The sequence below is a fragment of the Candidatus Levibacter sp. Uisw_134_01 genome, from assembly GCF_047717795.1.
Taxonomy (GTDB): Bacteria; Pseudomonadota; Alphaproteobacteria; order Puniceispirillales; family Marisalimonadaceae; genus Marisalimonas.
This window is the reverse complement of record NZ_CP159808.1, coordinates 896,188-914,696: the sequence shown is the minus strand read 5'-3', so window position 1 is coordinate 914,696 and position 18,509 is coordinate 896,188. Positions and strand designations below refer to the sequence as shown.

Below are 18,509 nucleotides of genomic sequence, written 5' to 3'. Positions count from 1 at the left end.
TAAGATATACTAAATAATACCAAGTATTCTATTTCTTTGACTTTGAAAGACACCTTCAAGATTTGCCATTGAACCACCAATTTCTCTTAAGTTCTTTTGAAAAGAGTCATCAATTTTCTTTGCCAAAGGTGAATGGTCTCTAACTTCTTCAAATACCTGAGCAGCAGCTTCACCAAATGAATCCCAAACATCATCATTAAATGATTTAATTTGTACACCATGCTCATTAACTAATTTTTTAAGGTATTTACCATTATTTGCCATACACTCTTCAAATTGAGCAGCATTTTCTTCCATTGTTGCTGCAGTTATTAGTGCCTTTTCCCAATTAGTTAAAGTACCCCAAAAACTTGCATTAAATCCAAAAGCTATTGGTCCACCTGGTTCATGCATTCCACCCGTATAGTAATATTTAGCAGCTTCATAAAACTTCATAAAATAGTCATTATAAGGTCCTACCCATTCAGTTGCATCTATTGAACCTGATACTAAGTTTTCATAAATTTGACCACCAGGTAACGAAACGGTTGAAGCTCCTAATTTGGACATAACTTCACCACCTAACCCAGGTATTCTCATTTTTAAACCTTTTAAATCATCAGCTGAGTTAATCTCCTTGTTAAACCAACCGCCAGCTTGAGTTCCAGTTGCACCAGCAGGAAGAGCTTTAATACCAAAAGATCCAGACAATTCATCCCATAATTCTTGACCACCATTAAATTTAGTCCAAGCATTATGCTCTACTGTAGTCATTCCAAATGGAACTGATGTGAAATAATTAAAAGCTGGATGCTTGCCTTTCCAGTAATAATCAGCTGCTATATAAGCTGTAGAGTTTCCGGATGCAACTTCGTCAAAAGAATCAAATGCTCCAACTCTTTCACCCGCTGCAAAATATTCTGTGGTAAGAGCACCTTTAGATAATTCAGTAATTCTTGCAGCTAACCTTTGAGCAGAAATACCTAACCCTGGGAAATCTCTAGGCCATGTTGACACAATAGTAATAGTTTTTTTTGATTGGGCTAAAGCTGGAGTTGATAAGGTAGATGCTGCAGCTACGCCTGAAGCTAATCCTATTCCTGCTTTACCTATAAAATCACGACGTTTCATTAAATAATCCTCCATTGTTAAAAATCTTAATCGTTATATTTATTTAATATAATTAATCTAAATCACATACAAAAAATTTACTAACTAAATGTATTTAACTAGTGAAGTAAAATTAAAACAAAGGTGGCTTTGGGAAACCATTTGGAACCATTTTACCAGCTCCACCTCTTTTGCCTTGCCAGGTCATTAATTCTTTCTCAACTCTGTGACGACCACCATTCATTTTCCAACTAATGCCATCTTCAAAATTGAAAGTAATAATATCTGATAAAGTACCGTCTTTATATCTTTGAAGAATAACTCCCTTCCCTTTATTTAGTTCTGGTATTTCTTTAATAGAATAAACAATCAGTTTTCTATTATTACCGACAACTGCAATTGTATTTCCATCAATTTTTTTACACAGCTTAGCTTTGTTTTCTCCTTTAACATTTATAATTTGTTTTCCAGATTTAGTTTGCGCTATCAAACTTTTAGTCTAAGTCTTAAAGCCATGCCCTGTGTCGGATGCTATAATGACATTTCCATCAAAAAAAGGAAAACAAGATATAATTTTTGTATCAGCTTTTAAATCAATAGTTAGAGAAATAGGTTCTCCAAAACCTCTGCCAGATGGTAATTTACTTGCAGAAACTGAAAAAACTCTTCCATTATCAGCAAAGAAAACAATTTTATCAGTACTTAAAGCATGTATTCTGAATTTTTCTTTATCACCCTCTCTGTATTTTAGTTCTATAGTGTCCTCTATATGATTTTTTTGTGTTCTTACCCATCCTTGTTCTGATAAAATCACTGTTATTGGTTCTTTAACAATAAATTGATCTTCATTAAAATCTTCAACCTCAGGCATCACTCCAATATCTGTTTTTCTATTTGAGATATCCAAAAATTCCTTTTTTAGATTTTTAATGTCTGAATATATAATTTTCCATTGCTCTTCAAAATTTAATAAGAGATTATTTAGATTGTTTAATTCGTTTTGTAATTGATTTAACTCTTTTTTTAATTCAATTTCTTCTAATTTTCTTAAAGACCTCAATCTCATGTCTAAAATTGCATTAGCTTGAATTTCATTAATAGAAAAATAAGAAATTAGAACTTCTTTAGGTCTATCTTCTTCTCTTATGATTTGAATAACTTTATCTAGATTTAAAAATACAGTTATATAACCATTTAAAATGTTAATTCTGTTTTCAATTAATTTTTGTCTATGCTTACTTTTCCTTTGAAGAATAATTTGTCGATGGTCTAACCAACATTTTAACGCTTCTTTAAGAGATTTAACGCCAGGTACATTTTTTTCATCTATTACATTTAAATTTAATGAAACTTTAGTTTCTAAATCAGTTTTTTTAAACAGTGTTTCCATAACCATTTCAGGTGATAAATTTCGGCTTTTAGGCTCAATTATTAATCTTACACTTTCTGTACTCTCATCTCTAATATCAGATAACATTGGTAATGTTTTACTTTCCATTAATTCTGCAATTTTTTCTAACAACCTACTTTTTTGAACTTGGTAGGGTATTTCAGTTACTATGATTTGCCATTGTCCGGCCTTAAGTTTTTCAATATTCCATCTCGCTCTAAGTCTAAATCCACCTTTACCTGTTTTATAAGATAGTTCAATAGACTCTTTTGCTTCAACAAGAACGCCTCCTGTAGGAAAGTCAGGTCCTTTAACAAAGTTAGAAATAGTACTATCTGATGCATTAGGGAATTTTATTAAATGTAATAAAGCGTCAGATAATTCAGAAATATTATGAGGGGGAATTGATGTTGCCATTCCAACTGCAATCCCTTGTGAACCATTTGCTAATAAGTTTGGAAATGCAGAAGGCAAAACCACTGGTTCTTCCCCTTCGTCATCGTAAGTAACTCTAAAATCAACAGTATTTTGATCTATATCTAAAAGTAGTAATTCAGCGGCTTTAGTCATTCGTGCTTCAGTATATCTCATAGCTGCTGCGTTATCGCCGTCAATGTTACCAAAGTTACCCTGGCCATCAACTAACGGGTACCTTAATGCAAAATCTTGAGCCATTCTTACCATTGAGTCATAAATAGCACCATCGCCGTGAGGATGAAATTTTCCCATGACATCACCAACAACTCTTGCAGATTTTTTATAACCTTGATTATAATTTAACTTAAGTTGACGCATAGCAAATAAAACCCGCCTATGTACAGGTTTCAAACCATCTCGTACATCTGGCAGAGATCTTGAGGTGATTGTAGAAAGTGCATATGACAAATATCGTTCTGAAATTGCTTTAGAAAAACTTGTTAGATTAATATTTTTTTCATTTATTTCGGTGTTATCCATGTATAATACTCTGATATAATTAAAGTTTTTCAATCATTTCAATTAATCTATTTCTAGCATTAGGTAAATAAGTGTTTGATTGATCATTAATTGATATTAATAATTTATTTTTAAAAAAATAAGAAGTGATTTTTAACCCAGCTATAATATCTTGATTGAAATTTGAACCAATTAAATCCTCTCCACCAAGAAACCTGGGTAATAAAAGTAGCTTTGGAGCAAATTTACCGCTTCCTTCTTTAGATACTGCTTTTCCAGTTTTAGGACTTACAAAATACAGATTATTTTTTTTTCCTGTAACAGCACATTCATTTAAATTTAGAGAAAAGCCTATTGAAGATAAAAGCCCTATTTCCCATTTCACGTATCCCTCAACCCACATATTTTGAGAGTTTTTATCATCTATTAATAAAAGGTTTATAAAAGCCTGAGTTGCATTAAAAACTTCAGAATACTTTTGTCTTTCTGGTAAAACTTTTTCTAATAATGTGCAAATTGAGAAGATGGCTTGTAATTTAACTTTATCATCTAATATTTTTCCTACAACAGATGAAATCAATTCAATTTTAAAATTACCCATTTGCTCAATTAACCTAGATTTCCAAAAAATATCTACTAAATTTCCAGGCTGTACATGAGAAGCTATATTTTTTTTGTTATAATTAGTAATCCAACCTAAATGCCTTCCATGCTCTAAAGTAAGAAGATTTGCTATAATTCCTTTTTCACCATACTTTCTAACAGATAACACTATGCCTTTATCTCTCCATTCAGGCATTATAATCCAAACCAATTGATGAGTATTTAGAGGGGTCATCCATCCAATTTTTTTTAAATTTTACAAATAAAAAAAGGTGAATTTTACAGCCTAATAACTCTTGTAATTCTTCACGAGCCAATGAACCGACCCTTTTAATATTTTTACCTGATTTACCTAATACTATTGGTTTATGACTATCTTTATTAACATATATGGTTTGCTCTATACGAATGCTATTATCAATATTAACTGTCCATTTCTCAGTTTCAACCATCAAATTATAAGGTAGCTCTTTATTTAATAAATTGAATAATTTTTCTCTAGTTATTTCTGAAGCTAACAAAGATTGTGGTAAATCTGATATTGTACCTGCATCATACATAAAAGGATGTATTGGCATTGCGTTAGCTAAGAATAATTTTAAATCTTCACATCCACTTCCATTTTTTGCTGATATTAAAAATATTTTTTCAAAGTCAAATTTTTTTTTGATTTCAGCTATTCTCTCGAGAAGTTTATCTTTTAATAACAAATCTATCTTATTCAGAGCTAAAATAACATTAGAATGGATTTTAAAAATATTTTCAATAACTTCTATACTGTAGTCATTCAATCTGTTTTTAGAAATATCATGAATAAAAACAACTTTGTCAGAATATTTCAATTCTGACCAAGCAGCAGATACCATAGCTTTATCTAACCTCCTCTTTGCAGCAAAAATTCCTGGGGTATCAATAAAAATTATTTGTGATTGTGAATCATCTTCAAGAGTACAAACGCTCAAACCTTTGACACAAAATCTTGTAGTTTGGACCTTATGTGAGACAATAGAGACTTTTCTGCCAACTAACTTATTGAGTAAAGTTGATTTTCCGGAATTCGGGACTCCCAATATATTAACAAACCCTGATCTATTTTTAAGTCTATTTTCCAAAATAAAATTTAACCACCATAATCCATAAATTAAATCTTTAGAACACCTAATAATTTTAAGGCAGCAGCTTCTTCTGCATTCTTTAAACTTGAACCTTCAGACACTACTTTGTTAATTTTATCAATACTAACTGAAACCATGAATTTTGGTTTGTGGTCAGTGCCAGTTTTATTTATAATAATATATTTTGGTAAACATTTATATTTATTCAGAGAATATTCTTGAAGAAGTGATTTAGGATGTTTAGTTGGTTCTGAGTTAATTAAATCAATATCTATTATTTGATTTATAATAAAGTTTTTAGAACTGTTAAAACCTGTATCTAAATAAATTGAAGCTATAACTGACTCAACAACATCACTCAAAACTGATTTATTAAACTCTAAACTATCACCTTTTTGAAACTTAATAAAATCAGATAAATTAATTTTTATTGCATATTCAGCTAAAGCATTTTGATTTGCATATCTTTGTAAATAATTATTTAACATTCCTTCATTAGCATCAGGAAATAGTTTAAAAAAATATTCTGCAAGAACTAATCCAAGCACTCTATCTCCAAGAAACTCTAATCTTTCATAATTTTTAATGTTTTTTTGAGAATTTTCTGGCACGTAACTCGAGTGAACCAAAGCTTCTTTTAATAAATTAATATCTTTAAACTTATAATTGATTTTTTTTTGAAGATCATTAATCAACACTATTCAATAGCCTTACCAATTCTTTTAAACCTTATAGATTTATGCCATTTCCAGAATTCAAAAAATGAAGCTGAACTATTATGCGAGAAAAATATAATCTGTGCTTTACCAATCAAATTTATTTTTGGAACAAATCCTACTTCAGGAGTTCTACTATCTCTACTATTATCTCTATTATCACCCATAAAGAAAAAATTATCTTTAGGTACCTTAAATTCAATTGTGTCGTCAAAAGGGTCTGTATCACTGGATTCAATAATATAGTGAAATTTGGAATCTTCAAATTTTTCTTTATATTGAATAAAAATTTTCTCGTCTCCATAACCATTTTGAAATTTAAAACCTATATTTGTTTTAATTCTTTCAACAGGTTTACCATTAACAAATAAAATTCCTTTTTTAACTTGAACGGTGTCATTTGGTAATGCAACAAGACGCTTTATATAATCAATACTCTCGTCACCTGGTTTTCTAAAAACGATTACATCTCCTCTTTTTGGTGAATTATCAAAAATTCTTCCTTCAATTGGAGCAATACCAAAGGGGAAACTGTATTTAGAATATCCATATGAATATTTTGAAACAAACAAGTAATCACCTACAAGTAATGTAGGTATCATGGAGCCTGATGGGATATTAAATGGTTCAAAAAAAATAGACCTAAAGACAATTGCTATAGAGCCCGCCACCATAAGGGTTTTTAAAAGTTCTCTAAATGATTTTAAACCATTACTTTTTGAAACACTCATAAATTTAACTCCTGAAAATGTCTTTAATAATAAAATTTACCTTATGCATCACCTAAACTAATGGAGCAAGAGAAATCACAACAAAAGCTAAAACATATGGGGGTTCATCGGAAATAGAGATATCAAATATAAGTTTATTATTGAGTTCTATTTCTTTATTCATAATATATTTTTGAGTACGACCTGAAAAAAATAAATATGGTTTTCCATTTAGGTTATTAAGAATCTCTATTTCTTTAAAAACCAAACCATCACCTCTTTTTGGACTTAGAGCTTTCCAAACAGCTTCCTTAGCCGCAAATCTCTTACCTAAAAACAAGCTAATGTTTTTTGATTTGTTTTCAATGATTTTTATTTCATTAGTGCCAAAAATTCTAACCACAAATGTTTGATTATATTTTTTTAAAATTTTATCTATTCTCGAAATTTCAAGAATATCTGTACCTATTCCAAATATCATATGGTAGATTCTTTAATAATCTTTTTCATTTTAAAAATAGAATTTTCTAATCCATTAAAGATTGCATCACTAATTAAAAAATGGCCAATATTTAACTCTTTTATATTAGGAATTGATGCAATTAAAGAAACGTTCTCAAAATTCAAGCCATGACCTGCATGGCAATTAATATTAAAATCATTTGCTATTTGTACAGCCTCTTTAATTTTATTTAGTTCAGTCTCTATATTTAATTGCATACCGTATCCTTCAGCATATGCTCCTGTATGAAGTTCAACAACTTTTACCCCAAGATCTTTAGTTGCAATTATTTGGTCTTTATCAGGGTCAATAAAAAGAGTAACATTAATATCATTATCTAGTTCATCTTTAACAAGTTTTTCAAGCTTGTTAAAATTTTTACTTACATCTAATCCCCCTTCAGTAGTTATTTCTTTCCTATTCTCCGGAACAAAACATACTGAATGTGGTTTATATCTATTTGCGATCTCTATCATATCAGGGTTTGCTGCTATTTCTAAATTAAGTGGTATTTTGATAACGCTTAATATAGATTTTAAATCATTTTCATTTACATGCCTTCTATCTTCTCTTACGTGAACAGTAATTAAATCTGCACCTGCATTTTCAGCTATTATTGCAGCTCTAGTGATTTGAGGATCATTACCACCTCTTGCGTTTCTTAATGTCGCCACGTGATCAATATTAACTCCCAATCGAATGTTGTTAATCAAATTATATATCCTTTAAGTTATTATGTGATTTTTTCTTAGCTTTTGATTTTTTATAAGATGAAACAAAGCTATACGTAACTAAAAATGTTATTAACCATATTGGAAATGATATAATAGCCCCTCCTATTAACATGGGAATAAAGATTTCGTAAGTTTGATTTAAAATCATATCAATACTAATCTCTGAATTTAAAATTCGTTGATTTTTTGATGTTATAAAAATTCCTACATTATAAATTAAACTCCAAATAAATGGAAAAGTTAATGGGTTACCAATGAATGTTCCAATCAAAGATGCAATAACATTGCCTCTGATAAGAAAAGCAAAAAATATAGCTAATAAAAAATGAAAACCCAAAAGTGGGGTAAATGAAACCATTGAACCACATGCAAAACCTGAAGCAATTGCATAAGAGGAGGCTGGTAATCGAGCTAATTTCAATTTATAAAAGTAAATAAGCCTCTCTACCTTTTTGATTAATAATTTAGGATAATAAAAAATTTTATTTAACAAAATTTTCCTAATCTTTGCCTCTTTCAACATTCTCAACAAATTGTGACAATCTCATTGCCGCTATTATCTGATTTAAATGATTAATGTTTTTTATTTCTAAATCTATATTGAACTTATAAAAATCTATATCCCTAGATATTACTTGAATATTAGAAATATTACCATTGTTAGTACTAATTATTTTGGTTATTTCTGCTAAGCTTCCTGGTTCATTGGCTAGCACTGCTACTAGACTTCCTTTGTGAAAAGTGTCACCCTCTCTTTCCCAGGATATTTCAAGCCACATTTCTGGCATATCATTAAATTTTTCAAGTGAGAAACAATCCAACGCATGAACAGTAATTCCTTTTCCTGTGGTAACAATTCCCACAATTCTTTCACCAGGTAATGGGTGACAACAATGAGCATAATGAATTGCCATTCCTGGGATAACTCCCTTGAGTTTAACACTATCATGAGACGATGGTTTTTTTAATGATGGTAAGGTTGGCGACACCTTTTTTTTATCAGGATACAAGAAAGTTATTACGTTTCTTGAATTAATATTACCTTTACCAATTTCAATTAATAACTCTTGCAAGTCAGAAAGACCAAATTCATTAATGACTTTAATCAAACTTTTTTCATGCATCCTTTTATTCTGTTGCCTATATTCTTTTTGAAGTAAAGCAGTTCCTAGATGCAAAAATTCTTTAATTTCTCTATTTTTTATAAATCGTTTTATACCTGATTTAGCTTTTCCAGTAATACAACTATTAACCCATTTTGGATCTGGAAAACCATTTTTTGATGTTAATATTTCAACTTGATCTCCATTTTTAATTTCTGTAGTTATCAATCTGTTTTTATTATTAATTTTTGCTCCAACAGCAGCATTACCAACTTCTGAATGAACAGCGTAGGAAAAATCAACAGCATTTGCACCTTTTGGTAGAATTATTAAATTACCTTTAGGGGTAAAGCTAAAAACCTGATCATTATACATTTCTAATTTAGTGTTCTCTAGAAACTCTTCTGGCTCACTACTTTCTTCTAAAACCTGAATAAGTTCCCTCACCCATTTATATCTAATTGTCTCTGATGATTTAGCACCTTCTTTATAAATCCAATGCGCCGCTACTCCATTAAGAGCAAATTCATTCATGACAGATGTTCGAATTTGAACTTCAATTCTTGTTTTTTTTGGACCAATTAAACTTGAATGAAGCGATTGATATCCATTTCGTTTTGGCGCAGATATATAATCTTTAAACCTACCCATAATAGCTGAATATTTTTGATGAAGTAATCCAAGAGTAGTATAACATTCATTAACATCATCTACTATTATTCTAAAAGCCATAATATCGGACAATTGATCCATACTCAAATTTTTGAATTGCATTTTCTTCCAAATAGAATAGCTGCTTTTGACTCGACCTGAAATCATACAATTTATGTTGTTTTTTTTTAAAAAATTTTCCAATTCTTTTGTAATAATAGGAATATTAAACTCATCCTGAGAATAAATTAATTTTAGTCTTTTTAAAATAGAGTCTCTTGTTTCTGGATTAAGTTCTGCAAAACAACGATCCTCTAATTCTCTTTGAATAGCATTTATACCAAGACGTTCTGCTAAAGGTGCAAAAATTTCTAACGTTTCATAACAAATTCTTGACCTTTTTTTATCATTTTGAATTCCCTTTATAGTCCTAATATTATGAAGTCTATCGGCTAACTTTACTAAAAGAACTCTTATGTCATCAGACGATGCTAAAAGGAGCTTTCTAAAATTTTCAGCTTGTGCTGATCCAAACCTTATATCCAATTTTGATAATTTGGTAACTCCGTCAACTAATTTTGAAATTTCTTCGCCAAATTCATTTTTTATTAAATCTAATGAGACATCACTATCTTCTACCACGTCATGAAGCAATGCTGTTATTATAGTAGAGGAGTCCAATTTCATATCTATCAAAACATTAGCAACAGCTAAAGGATGAGTAAAATATTGTTCACCACTAGATCTATACTGATTAGCATGAGCCTTTTTTGATATAATAAATGCTTTATTTATAACTTCTTTTGAGGCAAAGCTATCATATTTTGAAATTTTATTATAAAGCTTATTAGCAGTCGGATCCATTTGATATATATTTTTCTATATAATAAATAATTTATATATCAAATATATAAATTATTTATTATATGTAAAACTAATTAGATAAATCAATCTTCATCGTTTAACAAAGTCTGTGAAATATCTTCAAATGATGACTCATCGTCAATTTTATTATTATTCATCATGAAACTATCGTTAGAAGGCGTTTCTTTCTTAGCTTCATTTAAATAAGCCGCAAATTCATCTTCTAAAGAGACATCATCTTCAATATTAGCTTCTTCTCTAATTATATTTTTTTGCATAGATTTTATAAATCTATCCTCTAAAGTCTTATGATCAACTGCATCAGATGCAATTTCTCTAAGAGAAACAACAGGGTTTTTATCATTGTCTCTTTCGACTTCAATTGGCATACCATTAGAGATTTCTCGTGAACGTTGGGCTGCTGCTACAACTAGATCAAATCTATTTGATATCTTTTTAATACAATCTTCAACTGTCACACGTGCCATTAATAAACTCCTTTTATGAATGTTCTTCTAAAGAATTAATTAAAAAAAATCAATTTATTATTTATAATTCTGAGAATAATTCTAATTCTTGTTGGTCCAATTGCTTTAAAATTTCTTCCACATTAGTTTTCAATATTGGATGAATCCATTTTTTTTCTATTTCATACAAAGGTTGCATAACAAATCTTCTTAAGTGTGCTCTTGGATGAGGAAGAATAATGTCTTTACTATCGTGTATTTTAGAAGAATAATCTATTAAATCTAAATCAATTATACGCGCCTCATTTATATTTTTTCTTATTCTACCAAATTTTTTTTCAATAACGTGTAATGAGTTAAGAACGTCAAGTTCATTTAAAGTCGTGCTTGCTACTAAGACACTATTAAAAAATTTAGGTTGATCACTTTTTGGAATAGGATCAGAACGATACCAACTTGATTGTTTTTCAACAATAATTGACATAGATTTCAATGATTTAATTGCTTCTTGGCAAATTTCAACTGGATGAAGGCCATTTTTTGAGTGTAAATTTCCACCAATAGCAACTATTATTTTCTTGTGGCTCATTATATATATAAAACTATCTCTTGGATTGATTAGAGGTTTAATTATTATTTTTTAAAAGTCTATGCTTTTCTCTATCCCAATCTCGTTTTTTAATCACTTCTCTTTTATCTACTTTTTTCTTACCTTCAGCAATACCAAGAGAAATTTTCGCTAAACCTCTTTGATTAAAAAAAAGACTTAATGGCACAACGGTACATCCATCTTTTTTAATTTGGCCTAAAATTTTATTTTTTTCTTTTTTATGTATTAATAATCTTCTTACACGTTTAGGTTCGTGATTTTGACCTAATGCAGCAGAACTATATTCAGGAATATTAGAATTTATTAAAACAACATGACCATATTCTTCGGTTGCATATGCCTCGGCAATACTAGCCCTACCAAGCCTCAAGCTTTTAACCTCACTACCTAATAATACAATTCCAGCCTCAATTGTATCTACAATAGAATAATCAAATTTAGCTCTTCTATTTTCTGCAATTCTACCGTGAGATATACTTTTTGAAACAGTTTTTTTCATTATAGGTTTCTATTTAAATCAAACCTGTTTTTTTAAGGGCGTCTTTAACCTTCAACTTACTATCTTCTTCAATTTCTACTATAGGCAACCTTGCATCAGATGAACAAATTCCTAATAAAGAAGCAGCATATTTCAATGGACCTGGACTTGTTTCACAAAAAAGAGCGTCATGTAAAGGCATTAATTTTTTATTAATTTCTTGAGCAGTATTAATATCACCTTGCTTCCAAGCGTTGTGCATTCGTGATAATAAATTAGGTGCAATATTGGCTGTTACAGAAATACACCCATGCCCCCCCGCAGCTAAATAAGCTAAAGCTGTTCCATCTTCACCTGATAATTGAATGAAATTATCACCAATAATATTTTGTAATCTTGTAGGTCTAGTTAAATCAGCGGTTGCATCCTTAACTCCAACAATAAATTGATCTTGAGCTAATTTTGCCATTGTTTCATCAGTCATTTGAATAACTGAACGACCGGGAATATCATATATAATGATAGGTTTAGAGGCATGTTTAATTAATTCATTATAATGAGCTAAAAGCCCAGATTGAGTTGGTTTATTATAATAAGGTGTCACAACTAATAAACCATCAGCACCTGCAGAACATGCATGTTTAACGAAATCAACAGCTTCAGAAGTTGAGTTTGAGCCCGCACCCGCAATAACAGGAACTCTTCCATTTGATTGCTCAATACAAACTTCAATTAATTTTTTATGTTCATCGTGAGATAATGTTGGAGATTCTCCCGTCGTTCCAACGGGAACTAATCCATGTGTTCCATTGTTTATCTGGAAATCAATTAGTTCTTTGTAAGATGAATAATCAACTTTATTATCTTTAAATGGCGTTAAAAGAGCCGTGTACGAACTATGAAAAAGCATAAAATTCTCCAATATAAATAACGTTTGTATATCATAGACATCTCATTTAAAATTAACAAGGTTAACTATAAAGATTATTTTAGGATTTAATTAATTATGGAAAATAACGTATCGTTAGAAACAATATTAAATGCCGCTAAAAGGTTAAAAGGGAAAATAGTAAAAACTCCCTTATTAAGATCCGACTACATCGACAAAAATTTCAATACTAAATTATTTTTAAAAGCAGAAAACCTTCAGACAGGAGGTGCATTTAAATTTAGAGGAGCAATGAATACTATTTTACAATTATCAAAGGAAGAAAAACAAGTTGTAGCTTGGTCAAGTGGAAATCATGCACAAGCGGTTGCCGCAGCAGCTAAAATAACAGGTCGAAAAGCAACAATAATAATGCCTAAAGATTCTCCTCAAGCCAAATTAGATGGTACTGCTTTTTGGGGACCTTCAATAGTAACATATGACAGAACAAATGAATCCAGAGAACAAATTGGAAGAAAATATGCTAAAAAGCTAAATGCTACAATAATACCTCCCTTTGATGATATAAATGTAATAACTGGACAAGGTACTGCTGGATTAGAATGTAATGAGCAATTAACAGACATTGGAGTTATTCCAGATATTGTTTTATGTTGTTGTGGAGGTGGTGGATTAATTGCCGGTTTAAGTACAGCTGTTAAGGCTAAATTTAAAAATACTAATATCTACTCAGTTGAACCAGAACATTTTGATGATACTAAAAAATCACTTTTAGAAAATAAAATAATAGTAAACTCTATGATCAATACATCTATATGTGATGCCCTTTTAGCCAATAAACCTGGAGACATTACTTTTCCTATTAATAAAAAAAATCTTACCTCAGGAATTTCAGTTACTGATGAAGAAGCGTTGATTGCAATGCATTCAGCATACAAATATTTTAAAATCGTACTAGAGCCAGGTGGAGCAGTAGCCTTAGCCGCTGCAATTTCAAACAAAATAAATATTAATAATAAAAATGTTTTAGTAATTGCATCAGGTGGAAATGTAGACAAAAATGTTTTCGAAAGTTGCCTTAAAACACAATCTATTTAGAATTAAGAAGTAATATATCTTATTACTTTTTCTTTACTAGGTCTTCTTCTTTCAACGGGTGTTTTATCTTTATCACCAATATATATAAATCCTGCTATTTTATCAGTGTCAGGATTGCCTCCAAGCTCTTTAATCATTGAATTGTTATACGCATACCATTCAGTTAACCATTGAGCAGCATAACCTAGAGATTGAGCAGCTATAAGAAGATTAGAACAAACAGCACCGGATGACAATTGCATCTCCCAAAAAGGTATTTTAGGATGTGAAACTGGTTTAAACAAAACGGCAATAACAACGCTTGCCCTACAAAGCCTACTTCGTTCGTAATTGATTTCATCTTCAGATGCATCAGGGTTATTTAATTGATATTCTTCTGCTAAAATATCATTACCAATCCTTAGTTTTGCGTCTCCCTTGATAGCAATTAGTTCCCAAGGATTTAAAGCACCGTGATCTGGTACTCTGATGCCACAGCTTAAAATATCATCCAGATCATCTTCATTTACTTGATTGCAGATCATATTTTTAGCAGTTATTGATCTTCTGCATTGTAAAAATTTTATTATATTTTTCATTTAGTTAATTTACTATAAAAAGCTTTACTTGTTAAAAATAATAATACAAATGTTATATTTTAATTACATACTTTTGAAAATTTAACAATGTATAATGATCCAACAATTATTATTATAATTATATTGGCTGTATTAGCAGGTGGTTTAGTAAAAGGAACCCTTGGATTTGGAATGCCTATGGTTGCACTACCCATAATTGCATTTATTATTCCGCCAACAACGGCAATGATACTTCTTTGCGCACCTATATTCTTAACTAATTTTTTACAAATTAAGTTTAGACAAGGTGTAAGTAGTTATAGATTTTTACCAATGTTTTTAAGTTTAATTATAGGCTTAATTATAGGCGCACGTCTTATTCTTGAAATTGATGTAAATACAATCACACAGATAATTGCAGTTTCAATTATTTTTGCAGCATTAGTAAATTGTTTTGGAATAAAAATAAAAAACATTAATAAAAATCATGAGAATACTATTACATCTCTTATAGGTTTTGGGTCTGGTATTTTAGGAGGTTTATCTACGTTCTATGGGCCACCAATGTTAGCATACTTAGTTGCGATCGATTTACCAAAAGAGAAATTTGTGAGAACAGTTTCCACTATGTATTTTATTGGATCGTTTCCTCTATATGGATCTTTAATATATTATGGATTTGCTACTAAAGAAGATCTTATATTTAGTTTAATCTTAATTATACCAGCATTTATTGCCCAACAAGTAGGAACAAAAATAAGAGATAAGTTTAACCAAAAGCAATTTAGAATATGTATTTTGATAACTTTAATAATACTTGGATTTTCTTTATTAGTTAAAACTTTATAAAAAATTTACTTATTAAAAAAACTTACTATTTTTAAACTTAATGACACAGAAGGTCCAATAAAGATTGCAAATATCAAAGTACCAATACCTAAGGTTCCACCAAGGATCCATCCTAAGAAAACCACAAAAAATTCTATACTAAATCTTACTAAACTAATTGGCTTATTATATTTTTTTGATATACCAGTCATTAAACCGTCTCTGGTTCCAGGTCCAAGATTGGCAATTAAATAAATACCACTCCCAAAGCCGACTAAAAATGTTCCAAAAAAAGATAAAAATAATCCATTAAAAAAATTGTTTAAAAAATATAAAAAAGGAATTGTGCCCCCCATTGTCATAGCAATAATAAAAATATTCATTACTGTACCTAGTCCAGGTTTTAACTTAAGAGGCAACCACAGAAATAATACAATAACGCTTACGATAAAAGTAGATAGACCAATACCAATATCTATTTTTTTAGCGAAACCTTCTGCCAGGACAGTCCAAGGTGTAACCCCATATTGAGACACAACTAAAATGCTTTCTCCTAACCCAAATATGAAGAGCCCTATACAAAGAATAGTAAATGTTTTTATTGATGGTTTTAAGTTATTTGGTTTAGAAGAACTCCAATCGACTAAAGGAACTGAACTAACAAGAAATATTTTTAAGAAAGATTTTAAATTCAAATTTAAAAAGTTCATAAAGTTATCTAAACTTTATATTTGATCTATTTAGCTCTTTAATATTTGTGCATCCCATTAACTTCATATCTCTTTCTAATTCGCTACGATACAAACCTAAGGCTCTTTCAACACCTGCTTGACCGGCAGAAGCAAGAGCATATAAATACATTCTTCCTCCAGAACAGGCTTTAGCACCAACTGATAGAGCTTTGAGGATATGAGTGCCTCTTTGAATTCCACCTTCACAAATAACATCAATCTTGTCACCCACAGCATCAACAATTTCAGCCAGTTGATCAAATGGCGCCCTGGCTCCATCCAACTGACGTCCTCCATGATTAGAAACCATTATACCTGTACAACCAATGTCAACAGCTTTTTTGGCATCTTCTACACTCATTATACCTTTTAGAGCAAAATGACCTCCCCATTTTGAACATATTTTTTCAGCATCTTTCCAATTCATTGACTGATCTAACATGGAAGAGAAATAAGAACCTATAGAAGTAGCTGTATTAGTACCTTCACTCACATGGTCTTGTAGTTGAGGTAGTTCAAATTTTGGTTTTGTTAAATAATTAATTGCCCACATAGGTTTAGACGCAAAACTAAAGAGACTAGACAAAGTTAATCTTGGAGGAGATGTAAACCCTGTTCTTAAGTCTCTTTCACGATTACCACCAGTAATAGTGTCTACAGTTAAAGCTAAAACGTCAAATTTAGCTGCTTTAACTCTCTCAAGCATGTTATCATTAAGACCTCTATCTTTATGAAAGTAGAATTGAAACATTTTAGGTGTCGATACTATAGATGATATTTCTTCAACACTTACTGTTCCCAAAGAAGAAACACCAAACATAGTACCAAATTTCTGAGCTGCTTTTCCTACCGCTCTTTCACCCTCATAATGAAATAATCTCTGAAGAGCTGTAGGTGCGCAGTAGAATGGTAAATCAAGTTTTTTTCCAAAAATAGTTGTTGATAAGTCAACATTTTCAACACCCCTTAAGACATTCGGGATTAAATCTGCATCGTTATAAGCTGCTGTATTTCTGTTATAAGTGACTTCATCATCTGCTGCCCCATCAATGTAATGAAAAATAGGAGAAGGTAGACGTTTTTTTGCTAGTTTTCTAAAATCTTGAAAATTATAGCAATCATTTAAATTCATTTAATATCCTTTACATAGATTAGAGTAGTAAGTATTTTTAAAAGTAATAAATTTACTAAAACTGATGAAAATAAAAACATATAAGTTTTTTAGATTTTGTCTATTCAATTTTTATTTAAGGTAAACAAATGACACAAATTAAAAAAGTTGAAATACATGAATTTACACATTCTGTCAAAAACCTAGGCTTATTGACTAATGCCAACACAATTGGCGCTGTGGGTTATGCAAAAGGTCAAATTACTAAAATGGATAAATATGCCATAGTTGTAGAAACTGATGATGGATGTAGAGGTGAATATGTTACACATTGGGGAGGTAATCAAGCTGCTTGTGCCCAGTCAAAAATGCTAGCACCTAAATTATTAGAATATAATGCAGAGGAGAGAGAAAAAATCTATGATGATTTCAAAAGAGAATTAAGACAATTTGATCATATGGGTCATGGTCCTCTAGATATAGCATTATGGGATTGGGCTGGAAAAAAATTAAATTGTTCTATTAGTATTTTACTTGGAAGCTATAGAAAGCGTCTTCCAGCTTACGCAAGTACATATCATGGTGATAGAAACGGCGGTTTAGATAGCAAAGAGGCTTTTGGTGATTTTGCTTTTCAATGTTTAGATATGGGTTATAAGGCGTTTAAAATACACGGGTGGCATGAAGGAAACGCAAAAGAAGAAGCTGAAAATGTACTTTACGTTGCAAAACATGTTGGAAATAAAATGACCTTGATGCTTGACCCTGCCTGTCAATTAAGAACATTTGCAGATGCCCTTTATGTTGGAAGAGCATGTGATGATGCTAATTTTTTTTGGTTAGAAGACCCTTACAGAGATAGCGGTGTTTCAGCATTTTCTCATAAACGTCTCAGGGAGATGATAAAAACTCCAATATTACAAACTGAGCATATTAGAGGAATTGAGCCTAAGTGTGACTTTTTAATTGCCGGTGGAACTGACTTCTTAAGATCAGATCCAGAGTATGATATGGGAATAACTGGAGCAATGAAAATATCTCATTTAGGTGAAGCATTTGGAATTGATGTTGAAATTCATGCTTGTGGCCCAGCACATAGACATGTAATGGCAGCTACTAGAAATTCAAATTTCTATGAAGTTGCACTTGTTGGTCCTGATTGTCCCAACACAATGGCACCAGTTTATACTTGTGGCTATACAGATATGATAGATTGCATTGAAAGCGACGGTTGTGTTCCTGTTCCAACCGGAATTGGATTAGGGGTTATTTATGATTGGGATTACATCACAGCAAACACAACAAATATAAGTATATATGAGTAAAT

Annotated in this window: 21 protein-coding genes; 3 read left to right on the top strand and 18 right to left on the bottom strand. The window is 30.7% G+C overall.

Translation table 11 applies throughout. The annotated features are described in order from the left end of the window. Positions 1-9: 9 nt before the first annotated feature. The 15 genes from ABXT66_RS04845 to dapA form a co-directional block, all read right to left on the bottom strand. Complete coding sequence (locus ABXT66_RS04845; protein ID WP_443644532.1) at positions 10-1,110, bottom strand: TRAP transporter substrate-binding protein; 1,101 nt, start codon at positions 1,108-1,110, stop codon at positions 10-12. A 112-nt stretch (positions 1,111-1,222) separates the two neighbouring features. Beyond that, complete coding sequence (locus tag ABXT66_RS04840) at positions 1,223-1,579, bottom strand: hypothetical protein (RefSeq protein ID WP_443644531.1); 357 nt, start codon at positions 1,577-1,579, stop codon at positions 1,223-1,225. A gap of 9 nt (positions 1,580-1,588) precedes the next feature. Next, positions 1,589-3,436, bottom strand: coding sequence for a DNA topoisomerase IV subunit A (gene parC, locus ABXT66_RS04835; RefSeq protein ID WP_443644530.1), 1,848 nt, complete (start codon positions 3,434-3,436; stop codon positions 1,589-1,591). A 19-nt stretch (positions 3,437-3,455) separates the two neighbouring features. Then, entirely contained in the window at positions 3,456-4,214 is a 759-nt protein-coding gene (recO, locus tag ABXT66_RS04830; RefSeq protein ID WP_443644529.1) for a DNA repair protein RecO, read from the bottom strand. After that, on the bottom strand, positions 4,207-5,130 hold the full coding sequence (era, locus tag ABXT66_RS04825; protein WP_443644528.1) for a GTPase Era: 924 nt from the start codon (positions 5,128-5,130) through the stop codon (positions 4,207-4,209). The genes recO and era overlap by 8 nt, the downstream gene beginning before the upstream one ends. A gap of 29 nt (positions 5,131-5,159) precedes the next feature. After that, positions 5,160-5,831 (bottom strand): ribonuclease III, encoded by a 672-nt coding sequence (rnc, locus tag ABXT66_RS04820; protein ID WP_443644527.1) that lies wholly within the window; start codon positions 5,829-5,831, stop codon positions 5,160-5,162. Further along, complete coding sequence (gene lepB, locus ABXT66_RS04815) at positions 5,831-6,580, bottom strand: signal peptidase I (RefSeq protein WP_443644526.1); 750 nt, start codon at positions 6,578-6,580, stop codon at positions 5,831-5,833. The genes rnc and lepB overlap by 1 nt, the downstream gene beginning before the upstream one ends. A 52-nt stretch (positions 6,581-6,632) precedes the next feature. Beyond that, positions 6,633-7,040 carry a holo-ACP synthase gene (acpS, locus tag ABXT66_RS04810; protein WP_443644525.1) on the bottom strand — a complete coding sequence of 136 codons (408 nt, stop codon included), beginning with the start codon at positions 7,038-7,040 and terminating at the stop codon, positions 6,633-6,635. After that, positions 7,037-7,774 carry a pyridoxine 5'-phosphate synthase gene (locus ABXT66_RS04805; protein ID WP_443644524.1) on the bottom strand — a complete coding sequence of 246 codons (738 nt, stop codon included), beginning with the start codon at positions 7,772-7,774 and terminating at the stop codon, positions 7,037-7,039. Before ABXT66_RS04805 ends, acpS begins: the two co-directional genes overlap by 4 nt. A 1-nt stretch (position 7,775) precedes the next feature. Then, a complete protein-coding gene (locus ABXT66_RS04800; RefSeq protein ID WP_443644523.1) occupies positions 7,776-8,288 on the bottom strand; it encodes a DUF2062 domain-containing protein in 513 nt (170 codons plus the stop codon). A gap of 7 nt (positions 8,289-8,295) precedes the next feature. Then, positions 8,296-10,413, bottom strand: a complete 2,118-nt coding sequence (locus ABXT66_RS04795) for a RelA/SpoT family protein (protein ID WP_443644522.1) — start codon at positions 10,411-10,413, stop codon at positions 8,296-8,298. Positions 10,414-10,496: 83 nt separating this feature from the next. Next, the gene (gene rpoZ, locus ABXT66_RS04790; protein ID WP_443644521.1) at positions 10,497-10,901 is read right to left on the bottom strand and encodes a DNA-directed RNA polymerase subunit omega; all 405 of its coding nucleotides are present in this window, start codon (positions 10,899-10,901) and stop codon (positions 10,497-10,499) included. Between the two features lie 61 nt (positions 10,902-10,962). Next, positions 10,963-11,469 carry a 2-amino-4-hydroxy-6-hydroxymethyldihydropteridine diphosphokinase gene (folK, locus tag ABXT66_RS04785; RefSeq protein ID WP_443644520.1) on the bottom strand — a complete coding sequence of 169 codons (507 nt, stop codon included), beginning with the start codon at positions 11,467-11,469 and terminating at the stop codon, positions 10,963-10,965. Between the two features lie 37 nt (positions 11,470-11,506). Then, positions 11,507-11,989, bottom strand: coding sequence for an SsrA-binding protein SmpB (gene smpB / locus ABXT66_RS04780; RefSeq protein WP_443644519.1), 483 nt, complete (start codon positions 11,987-11,989; stop codon positions 11,507-11,509). A gap of 13 nt (positions 11,990-12,002) precedes the next feature. Further along, positions 12,003-12,878 carry a 4-hydroxy-tetrahydrodipicolinate synthase gene (dapA, locus tag ABXT66_RS04775; RefSeq protein ID WP_443644518.1) on the bottom strand — a complete coding sequence of 292 codons (876 nt, stop codon included), beginning with the start codon at positions 12,876-12,878 and terminating at the stop codon, positions 12,003-12,005. A 96-nt stretch (positions 12,879-12,974) separates the two neighbouring features. On the opposite strand from dapA, the gene ABXT66_RS04770 reads away from it, so the two are divergent. Then, a complete protein-coding gene (locus tag ABXT66_RS04770; RefSeq protein ID WP_443644517.1) occupies positions 12,975-13,955 on the top strand; it encodes a threonine/serine dehydratase in 981 nt (326 codons plus the stop codon). A gap of 2 nt (positions 13,956-13,957) precedes the next feature. On the opposite strand, the gene ABXT66_RS04765 is transcribed toward ABXT66_RS04770, so the two are convergent. Then, the gene (locus ABXT66_RS04765) at positions 13,958-14,533 is read right to left on the bottom strand and encodes a nitroreductase family protein (protein WP_443644516.1); all 576 of its coding nucleotides are present in this window, start codon (positions 14,531-14,533) and stop codon (positions 13,958-13,960) included. Positions 14,534-14,620: 87 nt separating this feature from the next. Here ABXT66_RS04765 and ABXT66_RS04760 point away from each other — a divergent pair, with 87 nt between their 5' ends. Beyond that, a complete protein-coding gene (locus ABXT66_RS04760; RefSeq protein ID WP_443644515.1) occupies positions 14,621-15,361 on the top strand; it encodes a sulfite exporter TauE/SafE family protein in 741 nt (246 codons plus the stop codon). A 5-nt stretch (positions 15,362-15,366) separates the two neighbouring features. Here the strand turns inward: ABXT66_RS04760 and yczE are convergent, their stop codons facing one another. Together yczE and ABXT66_RS04750 are read right to left on the bottom strand one after the other, a co-directional pair. Beyond that, entirely contained in the window at positions 15,367-16,050 is a 684-nt protein-coding gene (gene yczE / locus ABXT66_RS04755; RefSeq protein ID WP_443644514.1) for a membrane protein YczE, read from the bottom strand. A gap of 4 nt (positions 16,051-16,054) precedes the next feature. Next, positions 16,055-17,203 (bottom strand): alpha-hydroxy acid oxidase, encoded by a 1,149-nt coding sequence (locus ABXT66_RS04750; RefSeq protein ID WP_443644513.1) that lies wholly within the window; start codon positions 17,201-17,203, stop codon positions 16,055-16,057. 128 nt (positions 17,204-17,331) lie between these two features. On the opposite strand from ABXT66_RS04750, the gene ABXT66_RS04745 reads away from it, so the two are divergent. Further along, positions 17,332-18,507: an enolase C-terminal domain-like protein gene (locus ABXT66_RS04745; protein WP_443644512.1), complete on the top strand. Its 1,176-nt coding sequence runs from the start codon at positions 17,332-17,334 to the stop codon at positions 18,505-18,507. Positions 18,508-18,509 lie beyond the last annotated feature (2 nt).

Bases quoted from the DNA above. Each gene is read 5' to 3' on its own strand.
- smpB (WP_443644519.1), bottom strand. From the start codon at position 11,989: ATGAAAAAAACTGTTTCAAAAAGTATATCTCACGGTAGAATTGCAGAA.
- ABXT66_RS04745 (WP_443644512.1), top strand. From the start codon at position 17,332: ATGACACAAATTAAAAAAGTTGAAATACATGAATTTACACATTCTGTC.
- ABXT66_RS04760 (WP_443644515.1), top strand. From the start codon at position 14,621: ATGTATAATGATCCAACAATTATTATTATAATTATATTGGCTGTATTA.
- ABXT66_RS04750 (WP_443644513.1), bottom strand. From the start codon at position 17,203: ATGAATTTAAATGATTGCTATAATTTTCAAGATTTTAGAAAACTAGCA.
- ABXT66_RS04845 (WP_443644532.1), bottom strand. From the start codon at position 1,110: ATGAAACGTCGTGATTTTATAGGTAAAGCAGGAATAGGATTAGCTTCA.
- recO (WP_443644529.1), bottom strand. From the start codon at position 4,214: ATGCCTGAATGGAGAGATAAAGGCATAGTGTTATCTGTTAGAAAGTAT.
- ABXT66_RS04795 (WP_443644522.1), bottom strand. From the start codon at position 10,413: ATGGATCCGACTGCTAATAAGCTTTATAATAAAATTTCAAAATATGAT.
- dapA (WP_443644518.1), bottom strand. From the start codon at position 12,878: ATGCTTTTTCATAGTTCGTACACGGCTCTTTTAACGCCATTTAAAGAT.
- lepB (WP_443644526.1), bottom strand. From the start codon at position 6,580: ATGAGTGTTTCAAAAAGTAATGGTTTAAAATCATTTAGAGAACTTTTA.
- rpoZ (WP_443644521.1), bottom strand. From the start codon at position 10,901: ATGGCACGTGTGACAGTTGAAGATTGTATTAAAAAGATATCAAATAGA.
- yczE (WP_443644514.1), bottom strand. From the start codon at position 16,050: ATGAACTTTTTAAATTTGAATTTAAAATCTTTCTTAAAAATATTTCTT.
- folK (WP_443644520.1), bottom strand. From the start codon at position 11,469: ATGAGCCACAAGAAAATAATAGTTGCTATTGGTGGAAATTTACACTCA.
- ABXT66_RS04765 (WP_443644516.1), bottom strand. From the start codon at position 14,533: ATGAAAAATATAATAAAATTTTTACAATGCAGAAGATCAATAACTGCT.
- ABXT66_RS04770 (WP_443644517.1), top strand. From the start codon at position 12,975: ATGGAAAATAACGTATCGTTAGAAACAATATTAAATGCCGCTAAAAGG.
- parC (WP_443644530.1), bottom strand. From the start codon at position 3,436: ATGGATAACACCGAAATAAATGAAAAAAATATTAATCTAACAAGTTTT.
- acpS (WP_443644525.1), bottom strand. From the start codon at position 7,040: ATGATATTTGGAATAGGTACAGATATTCTTGAAATTTCGAGAATAGAT.